Here is a 25,189-nt window from a genome sequence, read left to right on the forward strand (position 1 = left end):
GTTCTACTAAAAAATCAGGCAGCATAAATTTTAAAAGGTCTATAGGAGTCATCTCAAATTCTTAGATTACAAAGTTCTTATTTTATTTTGACATTCCTCCCCAGGTTTTGTTCTTGATCCAAAGTTGTTTCGCAAAGTTCCGCAAAAAGAAAACACAAAGGTTCGCAAAGTTTAATCGGATCAGGTGCAAAAGTTGGGATCAATACTAAAAGAGCATAAAGGATTACACAAAGGTTCGCAAAGTTTAATCAATAGCTTTGCGGACCTTTGTGTTTTTCTATTTCATTACTCTGCGGTTAAAATGGATCAATTAGTAGCTCGACAATCTAAAAAAGCTTTGTGAAGACCCTTCGTTCCTCAGGGTGACAAGACTGTAGTTGTTTTACTCGCAAAATGAGCGCAAAGGATTACACAAAGGCTCACAAAGTTTAATCAATGGCTTTGCGAACCTTTGCGTTTTTTCTCTTTCCTTCCTTTGCGGTTAAAACCGGAAGTATTATTTATGCTAAAAACAGCTTTGCGTCACAGCGACTTTGCAATAAACTATCTTAAGTTTTACAAGTAAAAAATCTTTGTGATACTCTGTGTAAACTTTGTGAAGCTTCGCGGTATAATTTTAGCGCGTTTATGGAGCGGAATCGTTTGTGAATAATATCTAACAGGTACAAGCGATAAAAGTGTTTTATAATGTATATAAGAAGTGTTATCTCGTGTGTAAGTTGTATGTAAGCATAAAAAAACCTGCTCGATTGAGCAGGTTTTTAATTTTATAGTATGTAAAAGAATTATTTTCTTTTGATAACTCTTTCTACAGCTTCAACAATTGCTTGATTGTTTAGCTTGTATTTTTCCATCAATTGCTCTGGAGTACCAGATTCTCCGAAACTATCATTAACAGCTACAAACTCTTGTGGAGCTGGATTGTTTAATGCTAATACTCTAGAAACGCTTTCTCCAAGACCTCCAAGTATATTGTGCTCTTCTGCTGTAACAATACATTTTGTTTTTGCTAAAGATTTTAATATAGCTTCTTCGTCAAGTGGTTTGATTGTGTGGATATTGATTACTTCGGCAGAGATTCCTTTTGCTTCTAATGCTTCTGCAGCAATAAGTGCTTCCCAAACTAAATGTCCTGTAGCAACAATGGTTACATCAGTACCTTCGTTTAATAAAATTGCTTTTCCAATTACGAATGGCTCATCTGCAGGTGTAAAGTTAGGTACAACTGGACGTCCGAAACGTAAATAAGCTGGTCCATGGTGATCTGCTAATGCTAGTGTAGCTGCTTTAGTTTGATTGTAATCGCAAGTATTGATTACGGTCATTCCTGGTAGCATTTTCATTAAACCAATATCTTCTAATATTTGGTGTGTTGCTCCATCTTCTCCAAGTGTTAAACCTGCGTGAGATGCACAAATTTTTACGTTTTTATCTGAGTAAGCTACAGATTGACGAATTTGGTCATAAACTCTTCCTGTAGAAAAGTTAGCAAAAGTTCCTGTAAAAGGAATTTTACCTCCAATTGTTAAACCTGCTGCGATTCCAATCATGTTTGCTTCAGCAATTCCGATTTGGAAAAAACGCTCTGGGTGATTTTTTTTGAAATCATCAAATTTTAATGAACCAATTAAATCAGCGCATAATGCAACAACATTTTCGTTTTTCTGACCTAATTCAGTCATTCCCGCTCCGAAACCTGAACGAGTATCTTTACTTCCTGTATTTGTATATTTTTTCATTTTTTTGTTGCTATAAGTAGTATACTTTGTAAATAATAGGCATAAAGCTTATTATGAAAAGTATAATGCTTTTTTAATAATCTGCTAAAGTTGAAATGTTTTGAGCTAATGCATTAGCTAATTGGTCGTTGTTTGGTGCTTTACCATGCCAAGCATGTGTATGCATCATAAAATCTACACCGTTACCCATTTCAGTATGTAGTAAAATACAAACTGGTTTTCCTTTTCCAGTTCTTGATTTTGCATCTGCCATACCTGCTAATATAGCATCGATATTGTTTCCTTCTTTGATATCTATAACATCCCAATCAAAAGCTTCAAATTTAGCACGAATGCTTCCCATTGCTAAAACTTCGTCTGTAGTTCCGTCAATTTGTTTTCCGTTAAGATCGATAGTTGCAATTAGGTTGTCTACTTTTTTAGCAGAAGCATACATGATAGCTTCCCAGTTTTGTCCTTCTTGTAATTCTCCATCACCATGTAATGTGTATACAATATGATTGTCTTTGTTTAGTTTTTTAGCTTGTGCAGCTCCAATTCCTACAGATAATCCTTGTCCTAATGAACCTGAAGCAATACGAACTCCTGGCAATCCTTCGTGAGTTGTAGGGTGTCCTTGTAAACGAGAGTTAAGCAATCTAAAAGTTGCTAATTCTGAAACTGGAAAATAACCGCTTCTTGCTAGAACGCTATAAAATACTGGAGAAATATGACCATTTGAAAGGAAGAAAAGATCTTCTCCGATTCCGTCCATATCAAAACCTTCTTTGCGGTCCATAATATTTTGGTATAAAGACACCAAAAATTCAGTACAACCTAGTGAGCCACCTGGGTGACCTGAGTTGACAGCATGTACCATTCGAAGAATATCTCTTCTTACTTGGATAGTTAAATCGCTTAATTGTTGTGTGTTAGGCTTCATTTTATGTGTAAAAGTTAAACTGTTGTAAAAGTAATTTTTATTTTGCCGTAAGACAAATGATTTTAAAGGAAATGTAGCATTTAGATTATTGGATAATTTGACGATTAGATAATTTAATTTAAGGCTCTGAAATCTATAATTATCTAAAATTGTAGCTACTAAGAAGTGTTAATCTTTTGTTCCTTTATTTTTAATTGGCATATTTATCTAATTTTATGAATTTCTCTTCAGGTGATTAATCGTATGTTGTTCTCTTTTAGTTTTTGTTTGCATTTGTTACTTGTGAAATAGTCAAAGTCTATTTGTCTCCACTCAGAACCAAAGTTAGGATGGTTTTTTGTAATGCCTTGCATTTCACTATCATCGAATGCTGGGTGAAGCAAGAAAACGTTGAAACCTGGGTTTATATTATCTAAAGCTTTCTCGTAAGATTTTTTAAGTTCACCTTTTTCGAAGTCAGTAAAATTTCCAATTAGGAGATTGTCGGCTACAAGAGTGTTCTCATAGTTATACTTTTCGTTGGATAAGCTTATCGATTCTACAAATTGTTTATTGATGAAAACGGGTAAGTTGTATTCTTTTCCTAGTGCTTTGTATATTTCTAAAAACTCGGGACATACACCAATACTGCACATATGCGAATCGAGATGGGTGGGTTTTAATCCGAAATGTAATGCTTTCTCAATTTGAGCTCGAAGTTCTTTTTTTACTTCTTCTGGTTTTGCATTATTTATAAAGTCTACTCTGGTTTTATGGAAATAGCCATTTTTATCTACTAATGATGGTACTTCATTAATAGGTAATATTGGACCAAATTTATAGTTCTCCCACTCGCAGGTGAGTGTTAAATGAATTCCGTTATCAAATTGTGGATTGTCTTTTGCGAAGTTTGCCATCTCATAAAACCATGGACAAGGTACCATAATACTATAAGAATTAATCATTCCGTTTTGTAGTGCTTGTATTGTTGCTCTGTTTTCTGAATGGGATAATCCTGCATCATCGGCGTGGATGATTAATAGTTTGCTGTCTTCGGGGTATCCTAGTTTTTGTGATAAATTCATTAGGTCAATGTTATATTCGATATTTTATATCCAAATTTAGTGGATTTTTTTTGCATGAGGGATAATAGCGACATCCTTTTGTGTAATGAAATGGAACAAAAGATATAGCGAATAGCCCGACCCGAAGGGACATGCCCAAATTAATTCATAAAACATCTTTAATTTTTTGATTTATCTAATTATCTAATTTTCAAATTAGCCTATCTTTGCCGACTGAAAAACGTGTATATGAAGTTTGATTTATTACAAAAAGATCTGCAATCGAAAGCGAGAGCAGGAAGTATTACTACTGATCACGGAGTTATTGAAACTCCAATTTTTATGCCTGTTGGTACTGTTGCATCGGTTAAAGGTGTGCACCAAAGGGAGTTGAAAAACGATATAAACCCTGATATTATTCTTGGAAATACATACCATTTGTATTTGCGTCCGCAAACTGAAATTCTTGAAAAAGCTGGTGGTTTGCATAAGTTTATGAACTGGGATAGAAATATATTGACAGATTCTGGTGGATATCAAGTGTATTCATTGTCTGCAAACAGAAAAATTAAAGAGGAAGGTGTAAAGTTTAAATCTCATATTGATGGATCTTATCATTTCTTTACTCCTGAGAATGTAATGGAAATTCAGCGTACTATTGGGGCTGATATTATTATGGCTTTTGATGAGTGTACACCGTATCCTTGTGATTACCGTTATGCGCAGCGTTCGATGCATATGACTCACCGTTGGTTGGATCGTTGTATTAATCATCTGGATAAAGTGCCTTTTAAATATGGATATGAGCAAACGTTTTTTCCTATTGTTCAAGGTAGTACTTATAAGGATTTACGTCGTCAGTCGGCTGAATATATTGCTAATGCGGGTCAACAAGGTAATGCCATTGGTGGATTATCGGTTGGTGAACCAGCTGAAGAAATGTATGCTATGACTGAAATTGTTTGTGAAATTTTGCCAGAGGATAAACCTCGTTATTTAATGGGTGTTGGTACGCCAATTAATATCTTGGAAAATATTGCTTTGGGTGTTGATATGTTCGATTGTGTAATGCCTACCCGTAATGCAAGAAACGGAATGTTGTTTACTGCAAATGGGTCAATCAATATTAAAAATAAAAAATGGGAAGCTGATTTCTCTCCAATTGATGAGATGGGAATTACATTTGTAGATACTGAATATACTAAAGCATATTTGCGACATTTGTTTGCTGCTAATGAGTATCTAGGAAAACAAATCGCTACGATTCATAATCTTGGCTTTTATATGTGGTTGGTTCGTGAGGCTAGAAAACATATCTTAGCAGGAGATTTTATGCCATGGAAAGAAATGATGGTTAAGAATATGAGCCAAAGACTGTAAATGTATTTACTGTTTAATCGTTTATTCGGTTAAATATTAGCAAAAAAACGATTATACTTATCTATGCTGACAATAATAGACAAATACATCTTAAAGAGATATTTAGCCACTTTTACAGTGATGTTGTTGCTATTTATACCGATTGGGATTGTAATTGATGTTTCGGAGAAGATTAACAAGATGTTAGAGAACAAGATTCCATTTTTGGATATTGTTGTTTACTACTATAATTTTACTATTTATTTTGCCAACTCTTTATTTCCGATATTTTTATTTTTATCGGTGATTTGGTTTACATCTAAATTGGCTAATAATACTGAGGTTATTGCTATATTAAGTTCGGGAATATCTTTTTCACGTTTTTTACGACCTTATATTATAGGTGCTTCGATTGTTTCGGTTTTTGTATTGTTGATGGGGTTTTATATTGTTCCTGCAGCAAGTGAAGGCTTTAATAATTTTAGGTACACATATCTTAAAGGTGGTGGAAAGGAAGCTATGCATGGGAATAATACAAATGTATATAGGCAAATAAATGACAATGAGTTTATTTATGTAAATAGCTTTAATGATGTTTCTAAAACTGCTTTTAATTTTACTTTAGAAAAGTTTAAAGGAGAAGAACTTGTTTCTAAAATTACTGCAAGTCGTATCCAGTGGAATCCTAAAGATAGTACTTATACTATGTATGATTACACTAAAAGGACTTTGGGAGAATTAGACGATAAAATTGAGAAAGCTGCTGAGAAGAAAGCTGTATTTACTTTTGATTTAGAAGATTTGACTCCTGTGGTTTATATTGCCGAAACCTTGAGTATTGGCAAGTTATATGATTTTATAGAAAAAGAAAAAAAACGAGGCTCTGGTGATATCAATGTATATCTTGTTGTTTTGTATAAAAAAATAAGTGTTCCTATCTCGGCATTTATTTTAACGATTATTGCTGTTGCTGTTTCCTCGATGAAAAGACGTGGGGGAATGGGTACCAATTTGGCAATAGGAATTGCACTTGCTTTTGCTTTTGTATTCTTTGACAAAATATTTGGTACACTAGCCGAAAAATCAACTTTCTCACCTTTATTTGCCGTTTGGTTCCCTAATATTGCTTTTGGAATTTTGGCAGTTTTCTTATTACGTAATGCAAAACGATAAACTAAAAAGTTACCTAAGTCTTCATTTAATTGTTTTTATTTGGGGATTTACTGCTATTCTGGGCGCATTAATTACTATAAATGCAGAAGCTTTGGTTTGGTACAGAATGCTTTTGGCAGGGATTTTTTTAGGGGGCTTTATTATTTTTAAAAAAGAATCATTTCATGTTCCTGTAAAAGCTTTTTTTAAGTTAATTTTTGTGGGATTACTAATTGCCTTGCACTGGATATTTTTTTTTAGGGCAATTCATGTTTCTAATGTTTCGATAACACTTTCTATATTTTCTTTAGGTGCTTTTTTTGCGTCTTTATTGGAACCAATTTTTTTTGGAAGAAAAGTGTTATGGTATGAAGTTTTTTTCGGGCTTATTATCATTGCTGGTTTGGCTCTGATAATGCAGGTTGAAATTCAGTACTTAAACGGAATGTATTATGCCTTAGCTTCTATAATTCTAGGAGTTTTATTTACTTTAATGAATGGTAAATTAATTGCTGATCATGAGCCTTCGGTTATTACTTTTTATGAATTTGGAGCAGGTGTTTTTTTTATTACTATTTACTTTTTATTTCAAGGTAAGTTTACTGCCGATTTCTTTGTACTTTCTGTAAACAACTGGTTGTTATTGCTGCTTTTGGCTTCGGTATGTACTGCTTATGCATTTACTGCTTCGGTAAAAGTAATGAGAAAACTTACTCCTTATACTGTTATGCTTACGACTAATTTAGAGCCTGTTTATGGAATTATTTTAGCGTATTTTATATTAGGAGGAAAAGAGAAAATGAGTACCGAATTTTATATTGGTGCTATTATAATTGTAATTACAGTTATATTAAATGGTGTTTTTAAACACTATAAAAAAGATGATAAAGTATAATGTTTTAACTCTTTTTGACTTTATTTTTTTTATACTTTAATACTAAATAAACACGCCAAACAATATAATATTTTTATATTTGCGGTTCGATTTAAAAACAAAAATTCAAAAGATCCTATGGAATATTTAGATTTTGAACTTCCTATCAAAGAATTAGAAGAGCAGTTAGAAAAGTGTGTTATCATTGGAAAAGAATCAGATGTTGATGTAACGCCAACGTGCAAGCAAATTAATAAGAAATTAGAAGAAACTAAAAGGAGTATATATAAAAACCTAACAGCTTGGCAACGTGTACAATTGTCAAGACACCCAAATAGACCTTATACCTTAGATTATATTAAGGCTATGTGCGGAGATACTTTCTTAGAACTTCATGGAGACAGAGGTTTTAAAGATGACAAAGCTATGGTTGGTGGTTTAGGAAAAATTGATGGGCAGTCGTACATGATTGTTGGTCAACAAAAAGGATACAATACTAAGACACGTCAATACCGAAATTTTGGTATGGCAAATCCAGAAGGATATCGTAAAGCATTACGATTGATGAAAATGGCTGAAAAGTTTGGTATTCCTGTTTTAACTTTAGTAGATACTCCAGGTGCATATCCAGGGCTTGAAGCTGAAGAAAGAGGACAAGGTGAAGCTATTGCAAGAAACATCTTTGAAATGGTACGTTTAAAAGTGCCAATTATCACTATTATTGTTGGTGAAGGTGCTTCAGGTGGAGCTTTAGGAATAGGTGTAGGAGATAAAGTTTATATGCTTGAGAATACTTGGTATTCTGTGATTTCTCCTGAATCTTGTTCTTCTATTTTATGGAAAAGCTGGGAGTATAAAGAGAAAGCAGCTGAAGCATTAAAATTGACTTCTTCGGACATGAAAAAACAAAAATTAGTTGATGATGTTATTCCAGAACCATTAGGTGGAGCTCATTATGACAGAGAAACTACTTTTACAACAGTTATACAATATATCACTAAAGGATATAATGAATTGAAAGACTTATCAACAGCCGATTTAGTTGCCCAGAGAATGGACAAATACAGTAAAATGGGCGAATACAAAGAATAAATTCTTACAAATTTATAAAAAATCCGAAGCCTTATCGTTTCGGATTTTTTTTTGGTTTTAAACAATATACATTAACTTATAAACAATTATTCGTAACAACTAGATAGTTATATCTCTTCTAAATTTTGTTACATTCGCTATATGGAAAACTTCAAAAATATAAACCCAATTAAGGTCGATAAAACCGCAATTATTAATTTAGAAAAAGGGAAACTTCCCCCGCAGGTACTGGACTTAGAAGAGGCTGTACTAGGTGCGATGATGATTGATAAAAAAGGTGTAGATGATGTGATTGATATTTTGCAGCCTGATGCTTTTTATAAGGATGCACATAAGTATATTTTTGAAGCGATTGTTCAGCTTTTTACTGAAACTCAACCAATCGATTTACTGACAGTTTCGGCACAACTAAAAAAGAATGGAAAATTAGATATATCAGGTGGTGATTTTTATTTAATTCAGCTTACGCAAAAAGTAGCTTCTTCTGCGCACATCGAATTTCACTCTCGTATCATTCTTCAAAAATTTATTCAAAGAAGTTTGATTCGAATTTCTTCGGAAATTATCGAAGCGTCTTATGATGAAACAACAGACGTGTTTAATTTGCTTGATCAGGCCGAATCTAAACTATATGAAGTAACGCAAGGAAATATTAAACGAAGTTCTGAAACTGCTCAGAGTTTAGTACTTCAGGCAAAAAAGCGTATTGAAGAAATTGCTAAGCAAGAAGGTTTAAGTGGTGTTGAAACTGGTTTTACTAATTTGGACAAACTGACTTCTGGATGGCAACCGAGTGATTTAATTATTATTGCGGCTAGGCCAGCGATGGGAAAAACAGCGTTCGTACTTTCGATGGCTAGAAATATTTCTATTCAGTTTGGGCATCCTGTAGCTTTGTTTTCTCTGGAGATGGCATCAGTACAGTTAATTACGAGGTTAATTTCATCGGAAACTGGATTATCATCTGAGAAATTACGTACTGGTAAGTTAGAACCTCATGAATGGGAGATGTTGAGTACAAAAGTAAAAAACTTAGAAAAAGCTCCTTTGTTTATTGATGATACACCATCACTTTCTATTTTTGATTTAAGAGCAAAATGTCGTCGTTTAGTTTCACAGCATGGTATTAAAATTATTATTGTTGATTATTTGCAATTGATGACTGCTGGAGGAAATAGTAAAGGTGGAGGAAATCGTGAGCAGGAAATTTCTACAATTTCCCGAAACTTAAAGGCTTTGGCAAAAGAGCTAAACGTTCCGGTAATTGCACTCTCGCAGTTATCGCGTGCTGTTGAAACGCGTGGATCAAGTAAGCGTCCGTTGCTATCGGATCTTCGTGAATCTGGAGCGATTGAGCAGGATGCTGATATCGTTTCGTTTTTATATAGACCAGAATATTACAAAATTGAAGAATGGGATGATGATGAGGCTTCACCAACCGCAGGTCAGGCAGAAATAATGATTGCTAAACACCGTAATGGTGGTATCGAAAACGTTCGATTGAAATTTATAGGACACCTTGGAAAATTTGATAACCTGGATGATTTTTCAGGTAGTTATGATGATTTACCATCTAAAATGAATCATGATGACAATCCGTTTGTTACTAAAAATCTTCCTTCTGCAAACGAAGCTTTTGGAAGTAACTTTAATGATGACGATGATGATGATAGTGATGTTCCATTTTAATGATTAAATTACTATTTGCTACTAAAGGAGTATTGATAACTAAAAAAGGGGAAATTGTTTTTACAATTTCCCCTTTTTTTAATTTATTTTAGATCTATGCTTTTACTAAATAAAAATTAAAGTTAGAAAACAATAAATTAGATTCTTCATAATTAACTGGACAATATTCTGGTTTAAAGTCAGGATTATATTGCCATTGATCACTATGAATATTACAACCTTTTGGTGTTAAATATAGATTTCCTTCATAAGGTTTGTATCCATCTACTTTAATTTCGATGACTAATTTTTCGGATATTTTTTCTGAATTTGCAAATCCCGAAAAAATTGAATAGGATCCATTTAGTGCATTAACAGAATGTTTTTTTGAAAAAAATCTATTTCTTTTAGTTTTTACATACATATCAGCGTTTATGGGGAAATGTGTTTTAGAATCTAAAATTTTACCTTTTATCATAATTTTTTTACTACTGATAAGTATTGGTGTTAAATCTAGATTATTAATATTGATGTTGCTTTTCTCAGGTATTGCGAATAGATTTTTTGTAGAGAAAAAGAAAAGACCTGAAGTTAATAAGCTTGTTTTTTTTACAAAGGATCTTCTTTCCATAAGTTGTATATTTTGGAGACGGTTATCGTATAAAATTTATAAGGATGTTTATTAAACTAAAAAAAAATGGGAGATGTTTTTTTAATATCTCCCATTTATGTTTATTTTTTTAGAATTAATTTATGGGTAATTACTTTATTTCCGTTTACTTCGCAAATAAAATAAATTCCATCCGTCAGACTTTCGATGTTAATTGAGTTAGTAGTATCAGCAGAAACTTTAACCTTTTTAATTGTTTGTCCCCATTGATTAACAATGTTTAAATCGCTATCATGATCTGTATTGATGTTTACTACACCTTTGCTCGGATTTGGATACATGATAAATTGAGCTTTTTTCTCAAATTCAGGTGTTGCCAAAGTACTTACAACAACACATTGCGAAGAAACAGTACATCCATTTAATGTTATAGCAACTTTATAAGACCCATTTGCTGTTGGAGTAAACGATTGACCTACTTCTCCAACTATTGGTGAATTATCTGAACATTGATACCATTGATAAGTTGCACCAGATTGGCTAGCACTTAAGACATTATTTCCGCCAAAAGTTACCGCTAAATTATGTGCGACAGGCTCAGTAATATCGAAGTCTTCGGTAGTTGTACATCCGTTAGCATCCGTTACAGTCACAGTATATGCTCCAGCAGTAAGTCCAGAAGCAGTTGCTGCAGTTCCACCAGATGGTGACCAAGAATAAGTATACGATCCAGTTCCCCCAGTTGCTGTTACAGTTGCTGAACCGTCAGCTTGTCCATTACAGCTTACATTAACCTGAGTGCCGGATGTTACAATTAGACTAGGTTCTATAATATTGAAGGCTTGAGGTTTGGTACATCCGTTAGCATCCGTTACTGTCACAGTATATGCTCCAGCAGTAAGTCCAGAAGCAGTAGCTGCAGTTCCACCAGAAGGTGACCAAGAATAAGTATACGATCCAGCTCCACCTGTTGCAGTTACAGTTGCCGAAGCATTGGATCCACCATTACAGCTTACATTAACCTGGGTACCAGATGTTACAATTAGACTAGGTTCTATAATATCGAAGTCTTCGGTAGTTGTACATCCGTTAGCATCCGTTACAGTCACAGTATATGCTCCAGCAGTAAGTCCAGATGCAGTTGCTGCAGTTCCACCAGAAGGCGACCAAGAATAAGTATACGATCCAGCTCCACCAGTTGCAGTTACAGTTGCCGAAGCGTTAGATCCTCCATTACAGCTTACATTAACCTGAGTGCCAGATGTTACAATTAGACTAGGTTCTATAATATTGAAAGCTTGTGGTTTAGTACATCCGTTAGCATCCGTTACAGTCACAGTATATGCTCCAGCAGTAAGTCCAGATGCAGTTGCTGCAGTTCCACCAGAAGGTGACCAAGAATAAGTATATGAACCAGCTCCACCAGTTGCAGTTACAGTTGCCGAAGCGTTAGATCCACCATTACAGCTTACATTAACCTGGGTACCAGATGTTACAATTAGACTTGGCTGTATGATATTGAAGGCTTGAGGTTTGGTACATCCGTTAGCATCCGTTACAGTCACAGTATATGCTCCAGCAGTTAGCCCAGATGCAGTTGCTGCTGTTCCACCTGAAGGTGACCAAGAGTAAGTATATGAACCAGCTCCACCAGTTGCAGTTACAGTTGCCGAAGCGTTAGAACCACCATTACAGCTTACATTAACCTGAGTGCCCGATGTTACAATTAGACTAGGTTGTATGATATTGAAGGCTTGAGGTTTGGTACATCCGTTAGCATCTGTTACAGTCACTGTATATGCTCCAGCAGTAAGCCCAGATGCAGTAGCTGCTGTTCCACCAGAAGGCGACCAAGAGTAAGTATATGAACCAGCTCCACCAGTTGCAGTTACAGTTGCCGAACCGTTAGAACCACCATTACAGCTTACATTAACCTGAGTACCAGATGTTACAATTAGACTAGGTTGTATGATGTTGAAGGCTTGTGGTTTACTACATCCGTTAGCATCTGTTACAGTCACAGTATATGCTCCTGCAGTAAGACCAGAGGCTGTTGCTGCAGTTCCACCAGATGGCGACCAAGAATAAGTAAGAGTACCAGATCCACCTGTTGCTGTTGCAGTTGCAGATCCATTAGAACCACCGTTACAGCTTACATTAGTTTGTGTAGGTACTATGCTTATTGGTGTACCTGTTTCGATAATAGTAAAAGTTTTAGTTGCTTGGCATAGTATACCATCTGTTACAGTTACTGTATAGGTTCCTGCACTTAAGCCTGTAGCTATACTTCCAGAACCACCAGATGGGAACCATGAATATGTATAAGTACCAATACCTCCACTTGGAATAACGGATGCACTACCTGTAGCGGTACCTACACAAACGATATTATCTTGCGCGCCCGCAAGGGTTATGTTAGAAACTGATAATGTGCCGTAATTAGTATTTGCAAAACAAGTAGCGACTCCATTAATTGCAACAGCTCTATATCTATAAGTACTCATTGCTGTGGTTACACCAGTTATAGTTAATGTGTTAGTTGTAACTCCAGAATATGGAGCGGCATTTGCCAGGTCTGTATAAGTTCCTGCGCCTGTTTGGTCAACTTGCCATTTGTAAGTTGTAGCTCCAGTTGCACCAGCAGAAAATGTAGTATTGCTTCCTGGACAAAGACTTCTATTAGGTGGATTGGCTGTAATAACGGGTGCTGTACACGCAGGTGTTTCGAAAAGACGGAAATTATCTACTGCAAATTCTTGCGAATCTGAACCATTTGCTGAACAATTTAATCTAATTTCCAATAGTGTTCCAGTACCAGGAATGTTAGCAGTAAATTCACTAAAAGCATATCCTAAAGCAGCTCCATCTCCTATTAAATCTCCATTTGTATCAAGAGATAAGGCGTTGGTTGTTGTTATAGCACCAGCATAGAATGCAATGATTTTTGTCCAAGGACCTCCATCAATTCGATATTCTATAGCAATAAAATCTTGAAGTGGAGCAAAGTTTGAACCATTCCAGCCAGCATTTAAATTATTTGCTGCAAAAGTACCCTTAAAGGACAAACCACTTTTTCCCGCAATACTAATTGCTGACCAAGTAACTTGCTGATTAGGGCTTAATGTACCATTGACCCCTGCTGACCCTTTGTCAATGTCTTCAGCAGCCCATATTTTTGCGCCTTGAAAAGCTGTATAAGTCCCGCTTTGAAGGGCTATTCCAGTTGGAATCGTTCTAAAAAAATAGGCAGTTGGAGGTGGTCCTCCAAAAGTAAATTCTGGAACTGAAGGTACTCTGAGACCAGAACTTGGGGCTCCAGTATCTTCAAATGTATCGGACCAAAATTGCGTTTGAGCATTACCTCTTGTGTAAAAGAGACATAGCAACATCGCAAAAATAATAGTAAAGTTCTTTTTCATAATCTGATAGTTTTAAATTGATAGTTAAGTATATTAGTTAGATATGGGGTTTGCCATTAATGGCTTTAATAAGGCGTATTTCTTAGCCGTCATTATACCTTCGTCTGTACTAAGTATTTCGATTGCAATTTGTTTGTTGTCCTCACAAGCTACATTTACCGTATTGTTTATAGAAATAATTGTTCCTGGTTTGTCTTCATGGGGTTCATCTAATAGTGTTGCTACTATTATCTTAACCTGTTCCCCCATTAAAGTTGCATCGGCACCAGAATTCCAAGGATTACAGGCGTTTATTAGTGCAATGATTTCATCGGCACTCATACGTTTCCAATTAATGTAAGTATCCGTTAGTTCCGGTTTTTCATAATAATACACTAATGATTCATCTTGAGATTGATTAGGAATGTTACTAGCATATTGTAGCATATTTGCCATATTTAAAGCAACTTGTGATATACGGTTGCTTAACCTCACAGTTAATTTTCCGTAAGTGTCATTTTCTTGTATTCTTATAGGGTCATTGAAAATAATATTACCCTGATCAAATTTTTCATTCATAAAATGCGCGCAAATAGCAGTCTCTTTCTCTTGATTTTTGAGCACTTCAAAAATTGGCATTACGCCACGATATTGTGGTAATGGTCCTGGATGGAAATTGATGAATTTATTATTTCCATAAGACAGAACAGATTCAGGAAGGAGAAATGGAAATGAGATACTAAATATATAATCGGGTTTAATAGTATCAATCCAGCCTCTCATTTCTTCCATACTTTTTTTAGATGAGAATGATTTGAATCCTAAGTTATTGTCTTCAGCTTCTCTTTCTAAAGCATCTATTATTGTATCATTACTTTTCCCGATACCAATTGCACACATGAATTTTTCATATGCTAATAATTGCAATGTTTTAAAGGCGAACTTTCCGCCACATAGGATCATTATTTTTTTCTGTTCTTCCATAAATTAGATGCATACATAACTATTAAACCAAGCTGATGTCGTTTGATCTAAGTCTTGGTTTGTTAGTTTTTTATACTGTTCGTTTACTTCTGTTACCTCGCCTTCTAATTGTAATTCACATTTGCCTTCATTATCAGAAATGACGGCTACTTTATATAATGGGGAAATTGATGTATTCGTTTTTGGATCAAAATAAATCTCACCTCTTGGGCTTATGAATGAAAGCGATTGGAGATCTTGGGCAATATTTGACACATTATTTTTATGCTCATCAGAAAGTTCTAATGCTCTTAACGCAATAGTTGCGCTTTCCCAGCTTAGTAAAGAAAAAAGATTAGGTATTTTGCCTAATTCGGTTATTGTTTCAATAAAAATTTGATTCTCTGTTGATTTGATTTTTTTAGACCAAGCTGCAATCCCTTTTATATTTTTACCTGGATAAATTGAATTACCCAACATTGTTTCTTCTAAGCCAAATGGAGGTAGATAAATCGGTAAATTTTTTCCTTCGAATGTGTTTTTAATTTGTTCAAAATACCATTCAACATAATCACCACTAAAAATGCTTAATAGAGCACTCTCAGGAAAATTTGTTAAGTGTTCTTTTAAAGGTTCCATCGTAAAATCATCTGTTTTATAACCAGTAGCATGATTAAAAGCTATCGTCCCTCCATTATCTTGAAATGTTTTAGATATACTATATGTATGTAGGTAGCCAGCATCATAATAACCTGTTACCATGCCAGCATTCTTATATCCATCGTTTGTTGCTTCTTTAGCGGCGAGTGAAGCACCTAAAGAGTTATGAAGAGAATGATAAAAAATATTTGGACAGGTTGGCCATTCATGAGGCATATTTGCACCTGCATCTAAAACAATCAGTATTTTATTTGCCGCCAGAAAAAGTGGTCGAAGTAATTGAGCAGTACGATGTCCTATGTAGGCAATTACGATAGATGCATTTTCTTCGAGCAGAAGTTTTTCGGCGCTGCGATAACATTGTTGCTTATCGGTACCAAAACCTATGTTTTCTGTGACTATTTTGATATCGCTTTTCCCTAGTTGTTTTAACCCCGAACGGAGACCTTCATATAAATCAAAACCAATTGTTTGATAATATGTAGAGCGCGACAATAGAATTCCGATTACTTGCATATATTTTATGTAATAAAAAGGAGAGCTTTATATATGAAGCTCTCCTTTGATTTTATTTATAATTAATTTCTACTTGGAAATATCCCTTCAGTAGCAATAGAATAATTTATTGTTAAATATGGATTTGTTATATCGATAGGTATACTTGAACCAGCTATATCAGTATTACCAGAAATTGCAGTTCCACCACTAAAAACGTTATTTGTTGCTCCATTTCCTGAATAGCTAGGTGATTGAGAAACAGCAGGGAAATTACCATTTGGAGATGTTTCGTCTGCATTTGCAGTCGATGCCTTAATTTTTACCGATACACTATTCAGAGAGTGAACGTGTGCAGGCATATTTGATGTCAATATTGAAACAGCTGTTACTCCTCCAGCTTGTCCCATCACAAAGCCAGCTCCTAAAGAGCTCTGCCCTTGTCCTATTGGCATACGACCTTGTAAATTAGGAAGCTGAAATGTTGTTTGCCCATTTCCTCCATAATAAGTGCCTATAAGAGAGAACAATGCGGTGTTTTGTGCGATGCTTAAAGTTTGACCTTGGCAGGTCATGTATCCTCTAGGAGCAAAATTGAATGCTAGGATTTTAATTTCTCCAATAAATGGTTCTGTAGACATAGTTTTTAGGTTTAAATAGTTTACAATCAAAATTAAATCATAAAGGAATTCTGGATAAGCGTATTTATACCTGTTTTTACATTTTAAATTTGAATAGGTTTTTACTTAATAAATAGTAGTTATGTGAGGTTTTTGGGTTGTTATTTTTTAATTATAATTATTATTTTAGGATTATTATTGTTAAAAATTTACTAAATAAAAAATGAAGCTTTTTATTTTTTTACTAGTCTTTTACTGATTTTATTTTTTTGTTAAGAAAATAAAAAACAGTAGTTTAGCACAACTATTAATAAACCTGAGTTAAATTTTAAATTAATTATAAACCTGAATTATGAAAGAAAACTACAGATTAAGAGAAAAAGACACGGAAATTCCATTGGCGACTGCTGAAAAATGGACAAAAAAATGGAGCGATCCAAAAACTGAAATCGACCTTAAAAATAAAGTTCGTGCCTTTTTAATTCCAAAAATAAATTTAGAATTAGTTTTAAAGCAAGAAATAGATGCAGTAAGAGCTTACATGGGAATCAACGATGATGGAGAGCAAACTTTACTGATTGTAGGAACCAGATATGACGAAAAAACGGGTATTTATGTAGATATGCTACCTGAAAGCAACCATAAAGAGGGAGATACTGAAAATCATGTAAATGCTATAGCACCAGCAATATACGATTTTAGTCAGCCTTGTCCTCCAGGAGGAGATCCATCTAGTCCTCTTTAATCTTAATATGATTTATGTATTCATTTCTTGTTAACTTTGGATATCTTCTTTTGCTGATTAATTTTATTGTATTCGCAATAGGTCTTTCTAAGCAACAAAAAACGTATGTGATATTTACATCTTATCTTTTCTTTATTGTATGCGTTCAGATTAGTACGTTAGTTTTAAGTAAATTAGGTATGAATAATCTGTTTTTGTCACATTTTTATTTTATCGGACAATTTCTAATGCTGGCTCTTTTTTATTATAATCTAATAAAAGACAGTTTTCAAAAAAGAATAATCAGAATTACTTGTGTTTTGACACTATTAAGTTTGGCTATACAATATAGCGTAAGACCCGATTTGTTTTTTAAATTCAATTTATATGAAATATTTATTACTTCTTTTTTATTAATAATTTATGCAACATTTCATTTATATAATATGTTGAATGATAAAAGAGTATTTTATTATATCAACGTAGGGATTTTGTTTTATTTGTTAGGGAGTACTATTTTATTTTTAGTGGGCAATTTATCAATAACGCTAAGTTCAAAATATTATAAATTACCTTCGCGTATAAATTATATATTGTACATTATCTTTCAATTATTTATTTTAATTGAATGGAAGAAGAGTTTTTCTAAAAAAAATAATCTTGTAAACTAACTTTGTAAATTATACAAGATTTTACATTCAGATAAGTGTGATTCTTATTATAAGGGATAGCCATTATAAATAAATGATCTTCGTCAGGACTTAAGTTTTGATGAAGATTTTTTATTTTGCAACATATTTAATTACTCTTTAAAATTATCCAGATAAAATAAGATATATTTGAATTGTTAAATTTGTATATATTTAATAAGCAAAAACCCCAAAAATACCTATGAATTCTAATCCGATTTCTGAAAGTGAAATTGTTGCTACAATTATATTTAGTTGTTTGGCTTTTGTACTAATGGGAGTTGTTCTTGTTATGTTTTTTTATTTTTCGAGAAAAAAAATAATAAAAGAGAAATTAGAAAAAAAAGATTTAGAAATTCAGTACCAAAAAGAGCAAGTACAGGCAGTAATTATTATTCAAGAAGAAGAGCGCAAGCGAATAGCACAAGACTTACATGATGATATTAGTTCGAAACTGAATGTTGTTTCATTAAATAGCCATTTATTAAATACACCAAATTTAACAGAAAGCGAGATAGCCGAAATTACAGGAAATATTATTAATCTAACTGCTAAAGCTTTAGATAGTTCCAGAAAAATTGCCCATGGATTATTTCCACCCGTATTAGAAAAATTTGGATTGCATGCTGGTATAGAAGAGTTATGTCTGGAGTTTGAAAGTAGCAAGACCATATCAATAGATTATCAAAATGATATTGAGTTTGATGAAAATGATAAAGATAGGCACTTGCATATTTTTAGAATTTTGCAAGAACTCATGAATAATTCATTACGACACGGTAAGGCTACCAAGATTTCGATTGCTTTTGAAGAAGAAAATGGAATCAAAAAAGGAATATATTCTGATAATGGAATTGGATTTGATTCTAAGAACTCAGAAAATCAAAAAGGACTTGGGATGAAGAATATCGAAAGTAGAGTTTCTTTTCTAAATGGAAATTTGAATGTAGAATCAGCTATTAATAGAGGAATTTCAGTAGTTTTTACTTTTTAAACCAGATTAATGGCTATTTAAGTTTACATTTTTTGTATTTTCGTAAGATAAATTACTTGTTTTGCAATTGTCTGTTTTTAATTCATTAAAGTAGTAAGCTAATTATTGATATTCCTGATAAACAAAATGAAAACTACAGTAAAAATAATATTAGTTGATGACGAAATTTTATTTCGCAAAGGAATAGTATTTTTATTGGAGAGAGAAGAAAATTTGGAAGTCATTTTTGAGGCTTCAGATGGAACCGAACTAATTTCATTTTTGGAAAGATCTAGTGACCAACCCGACATTGTCATTATAGACTTAAAAATGCCTATTTTAAATGGAGTTGAGTCTACTAAAATTATTCATAGAAAATTTCCGGAAATTAAAGTCATTGCTTTAACGAGTTATGATACCAAATCTTTTGTTGCAAATATGATACAAGTTGGAGCAGTATCTTATTTAATAAAGAACGCTACTCCAAAGGATTTAATTTTTACAATTAATGAGGTGAGTAAAATAGGGTACTATTATAATGACAAAGTACTTAAAATTATACATGAAATAGGAAAAGCAGGTAAAAGTACCAGATGCAATTTAGATACAAATTTTCTTTCTACCCGTGAAATAGAAGTGCTACGATTAATCTGTTTGCAAAAAAGTACAGCCGAAATTGCAGAAGAACTTTTTATTAGTCCCAGAACGGTAGAAGGGCATCGAAATAATTTATTACTTAAAACAGAGTCTAGAAATACAGCTGGATTAGTAGTTTATGCTATTCAAAATGACATTGCAGTACTTACAAATTAACTTTTTTAATTACTTCCGCTACTAGCTAAGAACTGGATAGATAAAACATAATATAAAATAATGGTTAGTATCAATAAACAAGCTCCTATTTTTCGAATTAAATTTGTAAGCCTAGGTTTGTTATTTGCTTCATTAAGTTTCATTGTATGGGTTTTCATGGTCAATTGTTAATAATTTAATAAAAACAAATTTAGCTAGAGTTATCCTTACATTTATGCGTGTTTATACGTGTTTTTATAGAAAACCAATAATTGTTTAGTCTTGTATTAGAATAGACTAAAATAAAAATAGATTTAAAATGAAATATTATATTGCTTATGTTCTCTTCTTTTTATTATCATTTAATGGAAGAGCTTCGTTTATTTTACTTCCGATGGACGAAACAACACAGCAAAACCATCTAAAAGCGTATGGAATAACGTATTGGTGTTTAAACAAAAATTACAAAGCGAGCTGGTTGCTTAATTATCGTGGAGGTTCCTTCTTACTACCCGATACAGAAGAAATTCGTAAAGAATGTAAAATTAGAGGAGTTAGTTTTGAAGTACTTTCAGATAGCGAAGAGAATTCTATTTTAAATGAAATTTCAAGTCCTTCTCAGAATATGGAAACAGTAATTCTTGAGAAAGCTCCAAAAATAGCAGTTTATACACCCAAAGGAAAACAACCTTGGGATGATGCAGTTACCTTAGTATTAACATATGCTGAAATTCCTTTTACCCCAATATATGATGAAGAGGTTCTAAGCGATCAATTATTATTGTATGATTGGTTGCATTTGCATCATGAGGATTTTACAGGACAATATGGAAAGTTTTATTCAGCCTATAAAAATGCACCTTGGTATATAGAACAAAAGAAAGATGCCGAAGCATTAGCAACTAAACTAGGGTATGATAAAGTATCTAAAGAAAAAGGAGCTGTTGCAAAAAAAATTAGAGATTTTGTAATAGGAGGAGGGTTTATGTTTGCAATGTGTTCGGCAACAGATAGTTTTGATATAGCTTTGGCTGCAGATGGAGTAGATATTTGTGAAGCAATGTTTGATGGAGATGCGAGCGAACCAAATTATCAATCTAAGTTAAATTATGCTAATTCATTTGCTTTTAGAGACTTTACTTTAGAACGTAAACCAGAAATATATGAATTCTCGGATATTGATATGACACCAAAAAGGAGAGTGCCAATGGAGAAGGATTATTTTACTTTAATGGAGTTTTCGGCAAAATGGGATCCAATACCAAGTATGTTATGTCAAAATCATACACAATTAGTAAAAGGATTTATGGGACAAACAACTTCATTTGATGCAGAATTTGTAAAATCAAGTGCTTTAGTTATGGGTACATGTGAGATTAATGGTGAAGTACGATATTTACATGGCGAAAAAGGAAAAGGAATGTTTACTTTTTTTGGGGGACATGACCCAGAAGATTTCCAACACAAAGTAGGTGATCCACCAACTGTTTTAGATTTACATCCAAACTCTCCAGGATATCGTTTAATTCTTAATAACGTATTATTTCCAGCTGCCAAAAAGAAAAAGTTAAAAACATAATACTAATTTAAAGAAAATTCCATCCATATTGGGATATGATCGGATATTTTTCGAGCTTCTTTCATGGAATTAAAATCTTTGTAAAAATGAATTATTCCTTTGCTCTTTATTGTAATTTTCGATGTTTGATAGAATATATTATCAAACTCAGAAGCTAAACATTGGGTATTAAAACATTTTTGTTTCAAGGATGTTTTTTGGTTTTCTAAAATTGGTTGATAATCCATTTTTTTCAAAGGATTAAAAACAGTATGTGATTGTGGACAATTAAAATCACCCACAAAAATCAAGTTTAGATTTGGATATTGTTGAGGTAAAAACTTGAAATATTTAATTTCCGTTTCAGGTTGTTTGCTTTTTGTAATAGCGTGAAAGCTAACTAGAGTAAAACTTTTGCCATCTTTTTCAAAAGTAGCATAATAAGGTTCACGGTCAATTTGTCGCTCGTATTGCTTTTCAAGCCAAGGTTTTCCTTTTAATTTTACTTTACTTGTTTTCCAAATAAAAGCATACCGTTCTGTTTTGTATGCACTACTGCTTGTTGGATCACTAATAGAGTAATCCCATTTAGCACCTTTTCGATTAAGTTCATCGGCTAATCTCGCAACAGCTTGTGAACCTCCATAGCCTGCAACAACTTCTTGAATTGCAATAATGTCGTGATTTTTAATCGTATTAGCAATAAAACTAATTTCTTGATCAGATTTTGATTTACCAAAGTTTTCGATATTCCAGGAAAGGATTTTGGTTTGGGAAAAAAGTAATGAAGTGAATATAAAAAATAGGGCAGTAAACGGGATTCTCATTCGTAAGGATTAATTTTCAAATATAAAGATTATCCTAGAGTTATTTAGTCTTCCCACCCACAAAGTGTTAACCCGTATCCTTGGGCTTGCTTCAAATAAATTTTGGTTACTTCCTGTTTACAAGAACTTAAACCACGGCAAGATTCCTTGTAATGGTATTTTTTTGAACCACTTGCACCACATACATATACATTGGTTTTTACCATACTAAATGAGGTAAGTGTTGTAAATAAAACTAATATAATGACCTTCATATTTTTTTGTTTAGTATTATCTCAAATTAATCTGCAACCAGATTGTATTCATTTCCGTTTTCGTCAGTAGCTTTTAATCTTCCATAACCAATCCATTCTGCTTTTATATCAATTTCTTCGTCATTATTATTTATGATTATCCCAGCCCCATATTTATTTTCAATATTTATGATTCCAGTGACTAAATTACCATCTTGGTCATAACCATTTACGTCATAAGTATATTCATAATTGCCAGATATACCAGTACGATATTCGTACTGGTAATTTATATCTTTATGGTACGTTTTGGCCTCTTCGGGAGTGATGGATTTTACATCATCAGGAGTAATTACTTCTTTGTAAAACGATTGAGGTTCGTTTTTTCCTACCTTAGGTTGCCCATTGGAATGTCCATTTTTACATCCCAAAAACGCTAAAGAAAGACTGCAAATTATAAAGTGAGTAGTGGTTTTCTTCATTTTTACTTATAGTATATTAAGAAAAAGTATTGTCTTTTTCATAGTTTACTTGTTTTTTAACCTCTAAAATATTTTAATTAAAAAACATCGTATTTAAATTTCACATGAGTATTTATGTAACTGTTTAGCCCAGCGCCTTTTATCGCAAGGTGTTTCATGTTCTCTACGTGTTTAGATCCAGCTTTTCCTAAATAACTATATTTGTATGGTTTTGCAGTTCTGTTGAATTTTACTGTAATATAATCAGCTCCTATTTCATATGATTTTACTCCAGATTGACCATTTTTATTTGTATATATTTCCATATTTTAAATTCTTTTAAAAAACATTATTATATTTCATATTAAATGAATTGTCAGACATGAATAACAATCCGAAAAATTCAAAAAAGGCTAATATGGAGGGGATTAATGTCCAACAAAAGAGTATGTATAGTATGCCCTGTGTAGATTTTCCTAGATAAAATTTATGAATTCCAATTCCTCCCAAAAAGAAAGTCAATATTGTTGCTGTTAGTTTACTTTTCATAATTTACATTTTAGATATTATTTCAGTTTTTTTGATGTCAAATTCTTCTTGTGTAATGATTTCACCATCTAATAGTTTTTTTAATTTTTGCAATATTTCTAATGGATCTTCTTTTGTTTCTACATTTTGAGGCATTGATGTTCCTGCATTGACGATAATACCGCCTCCCGCAATGGCTCTTTTAGTTTCAAGATCATGTTGACGTCTGTATTCAATCATGTTTTCTTCTTTTTCCTGAGCAAACTGATATAATTTTCTAGCTTGAGCTTTAGGAAGATAATCGAGCATATTAACGTTACCTTTGATTGTTTTCATTGAGAAAGTTGCTCCCATGATACCTTCTTTCATGTGACAATCGAGAATGTCTTTCCAAGCATAATCTTGAAAATCCATTGAAAGGCCTAAATTTCTTGGTCTGCAGAATATTATTCTTTTATTTGTTAATGCAATACAATCTGGAGATAGGTTTAGTGCAGGCTTTTTTTGTACAGCAACATATTCTATTTGCTCCCCAGAGGTGAGTAGACCACTAACTTTTGACAGTAGTTTCTCAACTGCTTTAGGATCTTGTTCTTCATTTAAAAATTTCTTCAAATCGTTTATCATATCATTTATTATTAGGAATGAGTGTATGGTTGTTTTTCTTTAACAAACTTAAGCTCATTGTAAAACAGTTTATTACGGTTTTCCACATTCAGAAAATAATAAATAAAAAAGTTTGTTATTAAAGGAGAGTTACAATAATCAGAAGAGGATTAAGGAAAGTACTCAAAATAGGGTTATACTTTTTTGTATCTATTTATAATTGCAAGTATGAGTAGTACGATTAGAAAAGACAGTATTGCTGGAATGAAAAGTAACTTCCAATCTATATCAATATATCCCGATATAGCACCTAAAAGTGCTATACCAAAAGATAGTAAGAAACAAAGAAGAGTTGTTTTAAGTATAATTTTGTTTTTGGGAGAGATACTTCTTGTCAAACATTTTTTTGACAGAAGTATAAAATAATTGCTCTTCATAAAATAAGTTTTGGAAAGCCAAACTTATAAATCGGCAATAGAGTATCCTTACGGAAATCCGTAAAGAAAGAAAATGAAACAAAAGGAGAGTTTATATCAAGCCTAAATCTTTGGCAATTGCCACAAGATGTGTTGGATTATTAGCTTTAAAGTAGACTTTAAGTTTATTAATGCGTTTTTCAATTGTACTTTTACTATTAGGAGTAATACCAACTTCTTTAAACTTAGCTTCCATACTATCTTGAGAAACACCTATCGAGAGATATTTAATAAGTTGAATGTCATAATTGTCTATCTCATTGGTTGTTTTATCCTGAAGAATATAGTTTAATTCTTGAGGAAGATATTTCTTATCCGTATCGAAAGCATTCTGTATCGCTTTCTTTAACTCAGGGATACTATTACGACCTTTCATTACAAAGCCATTGATATTATATTTATCGAATAGAGACTTTATACGATAGGCTTTATCTTCAATGGAAAACGCAATTATCTTTATTTCAGGTAATAATAGCTTTACAGCAGCAATAAGTTCTTCGCCCGAATTTAGATTAGTTTCTCTATGATCAGGTTTAAAGGATAAATCAGTTATTAATAATTGATAAGGATGATTATCAAGGAGACCTTTTTTTATTTTAAGTAAAGCATCATCGCAATATTTAGCATATTCTATTTCGGGAACATTTAGTTCTTGGAGAACTTGTACAACTGCAATATCATTAAAATCTATATCTTCGGCTATTAAAACTTTTGTAAACATATGCTT

The 25,189-nt window shown here is 32.9% G+C and carries 26 protein-coding genes; 10 read left to right on the forward strand and 16 right to left on the reverse strand.

Annotation, left to right across the window (positions count from 1 at the left end; translation table 11 throughout):
- Positions 1 to 785: 785 nt before the first annotated feature.
- The 3 genes from SHI72_RS23255 to SHI72_RS23265 all read right to left on the reverse strand — a co-directional run bounded on the left by SHI72_RS23255 (position 786) and on the right by SHI72_RS23265 (position 3,725).
- Entirely contained in the window at positions 786 to 1,739 is a 954-nt protein-coding gene (locus tag SHI72_RS23255; protein WP_039120506.1) for a transketolase family protein, read from the reverse strand.
- A 73-nt stretch (positions 1,740 to 1,812) separates the two neighbouring features.
- Positions 1,813 to 2,661: a transketolase gene (locus SHI72_RS23260; protein ID WP_039120505.1), complete on the reverse strand. Its 849-nt coding sequence runs from the start codon at positions 2,659 to 2,661 to the stop codon at positions 1,813 to 1,815.
- A 227-nt stretch (positions 2,662 to 2,888) separates the two neighbouring features.
- A complete protein-coding gene (locus SHI72_RS23265; RefSeq protein WP_323491564.1) occupies positions 2,889 to 3,725 on the reverse strand; it encodes a polysaccharide deacetylase family protein in 837 nt (278 codons plus the stop codon).
- 228 nt (positions 3,726 to 3,953) lie between these two features.
- On the opposite strand from SHI72_RS23265, the gene tgt reads away from it, so the two are divergent.
- From tgt to dnaB, 5 genes are all read left to right on the forward strand, one after another.
- A complete protein-coding gene (gene tgt, locus SHI72_RS23270; RefSeq protein ID WP_039116475.1) occupies positions 3,954 to 5,084 on the forward strand; it encodes a tRNA guanosine(34) transglycosylase Tgt in 1,131 nt (376 codons plus the stop codon).
- A 63-nt stretch (positions 5,085 to 5,147) separates the two neighbouring features.
- Positions 5,148 to 6,236: an LptF/LptG family permease gene (locus tag SHI72_RS23275; protein ID WP_039116473.1), complete on the forward strand. Its 1,089-nt coding sequence runs from the start codon at positions 5,148 to 5,150 to the stop codon at positions 6,234 to 6,236.
- A complete protein-coding gene (locus tag SHI72_RS23280; protein WP_039116472.1) occupies positions 6,223 to 7,110 on the forward strand; it encodes a DMT family transporter in 888 nt (295 codons plus the stop codon). Before SHI72_RS23275 ends, SHI72_RS23280 begins: the two co-directional genes overlap by 14 nt.
- 117 nt (positions 7,111 to 7,227) lie before the next feature.
- A complete protein-coding gene (locus SHI72_RS23285) occupies positions 7,228 to 8,181 on the forward strand; it encodes an acetyl-CoA carboxylase carboxyltransferase subunit alpha (RefSeq protein ID WP_039116471.1) in 954 nt (317 codons plus the stop codon).
- Positions 8,182 to 8,322: 141 nt separating this feature from the next.
- The gene (gene dnaB, locus SHI72_RS23290; protein WP_323491565.1) at positions 8,323 to 9,870 is read left to right on the forward strand and encodes a replicative DNA helicase; all 1,548 of its coding nucleotides are present in this window, start codon (positions 8,323 to 8,325) and stop codon (positions 9,868 to 9,870) included.
- A 94-nt stretch (positions 9,871 to 9,964) separates the two neighbouring features.
- On the opposite strand, the gene SHI72_RS23295 is transcribed toward dnaB, so the two are convergent.
- The 5 genes from SHI72_RS23295 to SHI72_RS23315 form a co-directional block, all read right to left on the reverse strand.
- Entirely contained in the window at positions 9,965 to 10,480 is a 516-nt protein-coding gene (locus SHI72_RS23295; protein ID WP_039116468.1) for a hypothetical protein, read from the reverse strand.
- Between the two features lie 101 nt (positions 10,481 to 10,581).
- Positions 10,582 to 13,878, reverse strand: coding sequence for a T9SS type A sorting domain-containing protein (locus SHI72_RS23300; protein ID WP_323491566.1), 3,297 nt, complete (start codon positions 13,876 to 13,878; stop codon positions 10,582 to 10,584).
- Positions 13,879 to 13,911: 33 nt separating this feature from the next.
- Entirely contained in the window at positions 13,912 to 14,841 is a 930-nt protein-coding gene (locus SHI72_RS23305; protein WP_323491567.1) for a methionyl-tRNA formyltransferase, read from the reverse strand.
- Between the two features lie 3 nt (positions 14,842 to 14,844).
- Positions 14,845 to 15,996: an ABC transporter substrate-binding protein gene (locus tag SHI72_RS23310; protein WP_323491568.1), complete on the reverse strand. Its 1,152-nt coding sequence runs from the start codon at positions 15,994 to 15,996 to the stop codon at positions 14,845 to 14,847.
- Positions 15,997 to 16,058: 62 nt separating this feature from the next.
- The gene (locus SHI72_RS23315) at positions 16,059 to 16,616 is read right to left on the reverse strand and encodes a phage tail protein (protein ID WP_039120434.1); all 558 of its coding nucleotides are present in this window, start codon (positions 16,614 to 16,616) and stop codon (positions 16,059 to 16,061) included.
- A gap of 331 nt (positions 16,617 to 16,947) precedes the next feature.
- Here SHI72_RS23315 and SHI72_RS23320 point away from each other — a divergent pair, with 331 nt between their 5' ends.
- The 3 genes from SHI72_RS23320 (at position 16,948) to SHI72_RS23330 (ending at position 19,794) form a co-directional block, all read left to right on the forward strand.
- Positions 16,948 to 17,340, forward strand: coding sequence for a hypothetical protein (locus SHI72_RS23320; protein ID WP_052259580.1), 393 nt, complete (start codon positions 16,948 to 16,950; stop codon positions 17,338 to 17,340).
- 870 nt (positions 17,341 to 18,210) lie between these two features.
- Positions 18,211 to 19,002, forward strand: coding sequence for a sensor histidine kinase (locus SHI72_RS23325; RefSeq protein ID WP_086895580.1), 792 nt, complete (start codon positions 18,211 to 18,213; stop codon positions 19,000 to 19,002).
- Positions 19,003 to 19,128: 126 nt separating this feature from the next.
- Positions 19,129 to 19,794: a response regulator transcription factor gene (locus SHI72_RS23330; RefSeq protein WP_039116458.1), complete on the forward strand. Its 666-nt coding sequence runs from the start codon at positions 19,129 to 19,131 to the stop codon at positions 19,792 to 19,794.
- Positions 19,795 to 19,799: 5 nt separating this feature from the next.
- Here SHI72_RS23330 and SHI72_RS23335 read toward each other — a convergent pair whose 3' ends face one another.
- Complete coding sequence (locus tag SHI72_RS23335) at positions 19,800 to 19,952, reverse strand: hypothetical protein (protein WP_165572134.1); 153 nt, start codon at positions 19,950 to 19,952, stop codon at positions 19,800 to 19,802.
- A 140-nt stretch (positions 19,953 to 20,092) separates the two neighbouring features.
- On the opposite strand from SHI72_RS23335, the gene SHI72_RS23340 reads away from it, so the two are divergent.
- The gene (locus tag SHI72_RS23340) at positions 20,093 to 21,352 is read left to right on the forward strand and encodes a hypothetical protein (protein ID WP_039116456.1); all 1,260 of its coding nucleotides are present in this window, start codon (positions 20,093 to 20,095) and stop codon (positions 21,350 to 21,352) included.
- Between the two features lie 2 nt (positions 21,353 to 21,354).
- Here SHI72_RS23340 and SHI72_RS23345 read toward each other — a convergent pair whose 3' ends face one another.
- The 6 genes from SHI72_RS23345 to SHI72_RS23370 form a co-directional block, all read right to left on the reverse strand.
- Positions 21,355 to 22,158 carry an endonuclease/exonuclease/phosphatase family protein gene (locus SHI72_RS23345; protein WP_323491569.1) on the reverse strand — a complete coding sequence of 268 codons (804 nt, stop codon included), beginning with the start codon at positions 22,156 to 22,158 and terminating at the stop codon, positions 21,355 to 21,357.
- 44 nt (positions 22,159 to 22,202) lie between these two features.
- Positions 22,203 to 22,412 (reverse strand): hypothetical protein, encoded by a 210-nt coding sequence (locus SHI72_RS23350; protein WP_323491570.1) that lies wholly within the window; start codon positions 22,410 to 22,412, stop codon positions 22,203 to 22,205.
- Positions 22,413 to 22,438: 26 nt separating this feature from the next.
- Positions 22,439 to 22,873 (reverse strand): hypothetical protein, encoded by a 435-nt coding sequence (locus tag SHI72_RS23355; RefSeq protein ID WP_323491571.1) that lies wholly within the window; start codon positions 22,871 to 22,873, stop codon positions 22,439 to 22,441.
- A 77-nt stretch (positions 22,874 to 22,950) separates the two neighbouring features.
- Positions 22,951 to 23,178, reverse strand: coding sequence for a hypothetical protein (locus SHI72_RS23360; protein WP_086895577.1), 228 nt, complete (start codon positions 23,176 to 23,178; stop codon positions 22,951 to 22,953).
- Between the two features lie 13 nt (positions 23,179 to 23,191).
- Entirely contained in the window at positions 23,192 to 23,401 is a 210-nt protein-coding gene (locus SHI72_RS23365; protein WP_086895576.1) for a TM2 domain-containing protein, read from the reverse strand.
- 3 nt (positions 23,402 to 23,404) lie between these two features.
- Positions 23,405 to 24,007 carry a PH domain-containing protein gene (locus SHI72_RS23370; protein WP_323491572.1) on the reverse strand — a complete coding sequence of 201 codons (603 nt, stop codon included), beginning with the start codon at positions 24,005 to 24,007 and terminating at the stop codon, positions 23,405 to 23,407.
- Between the two features lie 207 nt (positions 24,008 to 24,214).
- On the opposite strand from SHI72_RS23370, the gene SHI72_RS23375 reads away from it, so the two are divergent.
- Positions 24,215 to 24,412 (forward strand): hypothetical protein, encoded by a 198-nt coding sequence (locus SHI72_RS23375; protein ID WP_323491573.1) that lies wholly within the window; start codon positions 24,215 to 24,217, stop codon positions 24,410 to 24,412.
- 102 nt (positions 24,413 to 24,514) lie between these two features.
- Here the strand turns inward: SHI72_RS23375 and SHI72_RS23380 are convergent, their stop codons facing one another.
- On the reverse strand, positions 24,515 to 25,183 hold the full coding sequence (locus SHI72_RS23380) for a response regulator (RefSeq protein ID WP_323491574.1): 669 nt from the start codon (positions 25,181 to 25,183) through the stop codon (positions 24,515 to 24,517).
- Positions 25,184 to 25,189 lie beyond the last annotated feature (6 nt).

It is taken from the genome of Flavobacterium sp. PL02 (assembly GCF_035013205.1).
Lineage (GTDB): Bacteria > Bacteroidota > Bacteroidia > Flavobacteriales > Flavobacteriaceae > Flavobacterium.

Bases quoted from the DNA above. Each gene is read 5' to 3' on its own strand.
- SHI72_RS23370 (WP_323491572.1), bottom strand. From the start codon at position 24,007: ATGATAAACGATTTGAAGAAATTTTTAAATGAAGAACAAGATCCTAAA.
- SHI72_RS23295 (WP_039116468.1), bottom strand. From the start codon at position 10,480: ATGGAAAGAAGATCCTTTGTAAAAAAAACAAGCTTATTAACTTCAGGT.
- SHI72_RS23305 (WP_323491567.1), bottom strand. From the start codon at position 14,841: ATGGAAGAACAGAAAAAAATAATGATCCTATGTGGCGGAAAGTTCGCC.
- SHI72_RS23335 (WP_165572134.1), bottom strand. From the start codon at position 19,952: ATGAAAACCCATACAATGAAACTTAATGAAGCAAATAACAAACCTAGG.
- tgt (WP_039116475.1), top strand. From the start codon at position 3,954: ATGAAGTTTGATTTATTACAAAAAGATCTGCAATCGAAAGCGAGAGCA.
- SHI72_RS23360 (WP_086895577.1), bottom strand. From the start codon at position 23,178: ATGGAAATATATACAAATAAAAATGGTCAATCTGGAGTAAAATCATAT.
- SHI72_RS23345 (WP_323491569.1), bottom strand. From the start codon at position 22,158: ATGAGAATCCCGTTTACTGCCCTATTTTTTATATTCACTTCATTACTT.
- SHI72_RS23355 (WP_323491571.1), bottom strand. From the start codon at position 22,873: ATGAAGAAAACCACTACTCACTTTATAATTTGCAGTCTTTCTTTAGCG.
- dnaB (WP_323491565.1), top strand. From the start codon at position 8,323: ATGGAAAACTTCAAAAATATAAACCCAATTAAGGTCGATAAAACCGCA.
- SHI72_RS23285 (WP_039116471.1), top strand. From the start codon at position 7,228: ATGGAATATTTAGATTTTGAACTTCCTATCAAAGAATTAGAAGAGCAG.
- SHI72_RS23275 (WP_039116473.1), top strand. From the start codon at position 5,148: ATGCTGACAATAATAGACAAATACATCTTAAAGAGATATTTAGCCACT.
- SHI72_RS23260 (WP_039120505.1), bottom strand. From the start codon at position 2,661: ATGAAGCCTAACACACAACAATTAAGCGATTTAACTATCCAAGTAAGA.
- SHI72_RS23255 (WP_039120506.1), bottom strand. From the start codon at position 1,739: ATGAAAAAATATACAAATACAGGAAGTAAAGATACTCGTTCAGGTTTC.
- SHI72_RS23380 (WP_323491574.1), bottom strand. From the start codon at position 25,183: ATGTTTACAAAAGTTTTAATAGCCGAAGATATAGATTTTAATGATATT.
- SHI72_RS23365 (WP_086895576.1), bottom strand. From the start codon at position 23,401: ATGAAAAGTAAACTAACAGCAACAATATTGACTTTCTTTTTGGGAGGA.
- SHI72_RS23340 (WP_039116456.1), top strand. From the start codon at position 20,093: ATGAAATATTATATTGCTTATGTTCTCTTCTTTTTATTATCATTTAAT.
- SHI72_RS23330 (WP_039116458.1), top strand. From the start codon at position 19,129: ATGAAAACTACAGTAAAAATAATATTAGTTGATGACGAAATTTTATTT.
- SHI72_RS23350 (WP_323491570.1), bottom strand. From the start codon at position 22,412: ATGAAGGTCATTATATTAGTTTTATTTACAACACTTACCTCATTTAGT.
- SHI72_RS23280 (WP_039116472.1), top strand. From the start codon at position 6,223: ATGCAAAACGATAAACTAAAAAGTTACCTAAGTCTTCATTTAATTGTT.
- SHI72_RS23265 (WP_323491564.1), bottom strand. From the start codon at position 3,725: ATGAATTTATCACAAAAACTAGGATACCCCGAAGACAGCAAACTATTA.
- SHI72_RS23325 (WP_086895580.1), top strand. From the start codon at position 18,211: ATGAATTCTAATCCGATTTCTGAAAGTGAAATTGTTGCTACAATTATA.
- SHI72_RS23320 (WP_052259580.1), top strand. From the start codon at position 16,948: ATGAAAGAAAACTACAGATTAAGAGAAAAAGACACGGAAATTCCATTG.
- SHI72_RS23375 (WP_323491573.1), top strand. From the start codon at position 24,215: ATGAGTAGTACGATTAGAAAAGACAGTATTGCTGGAATGAAAAGTAAC.
- SHI72_RS23310 (WP_323491568.1), bottom strand. From the start codon at position 15,996: ATGCAAGTAATCGGAATTCTATTGTCGCGCTCTACATATTATCAAACA.
- SHI72_RS23315 (WP_039120434.1), bottom strand. From the start codon at position 16,616: ATGTCTACAGAACCATTTATTGGAGAAATTAAAATCCTAGCATTCAAT.
- SHI72_RS23300 (WP_323491566.1), bottom strand. From the start codon at position 13,878: ATGAAAAAGAACTTTACTATTATTTTTGCGATGTTGCTATGTCTCTTT.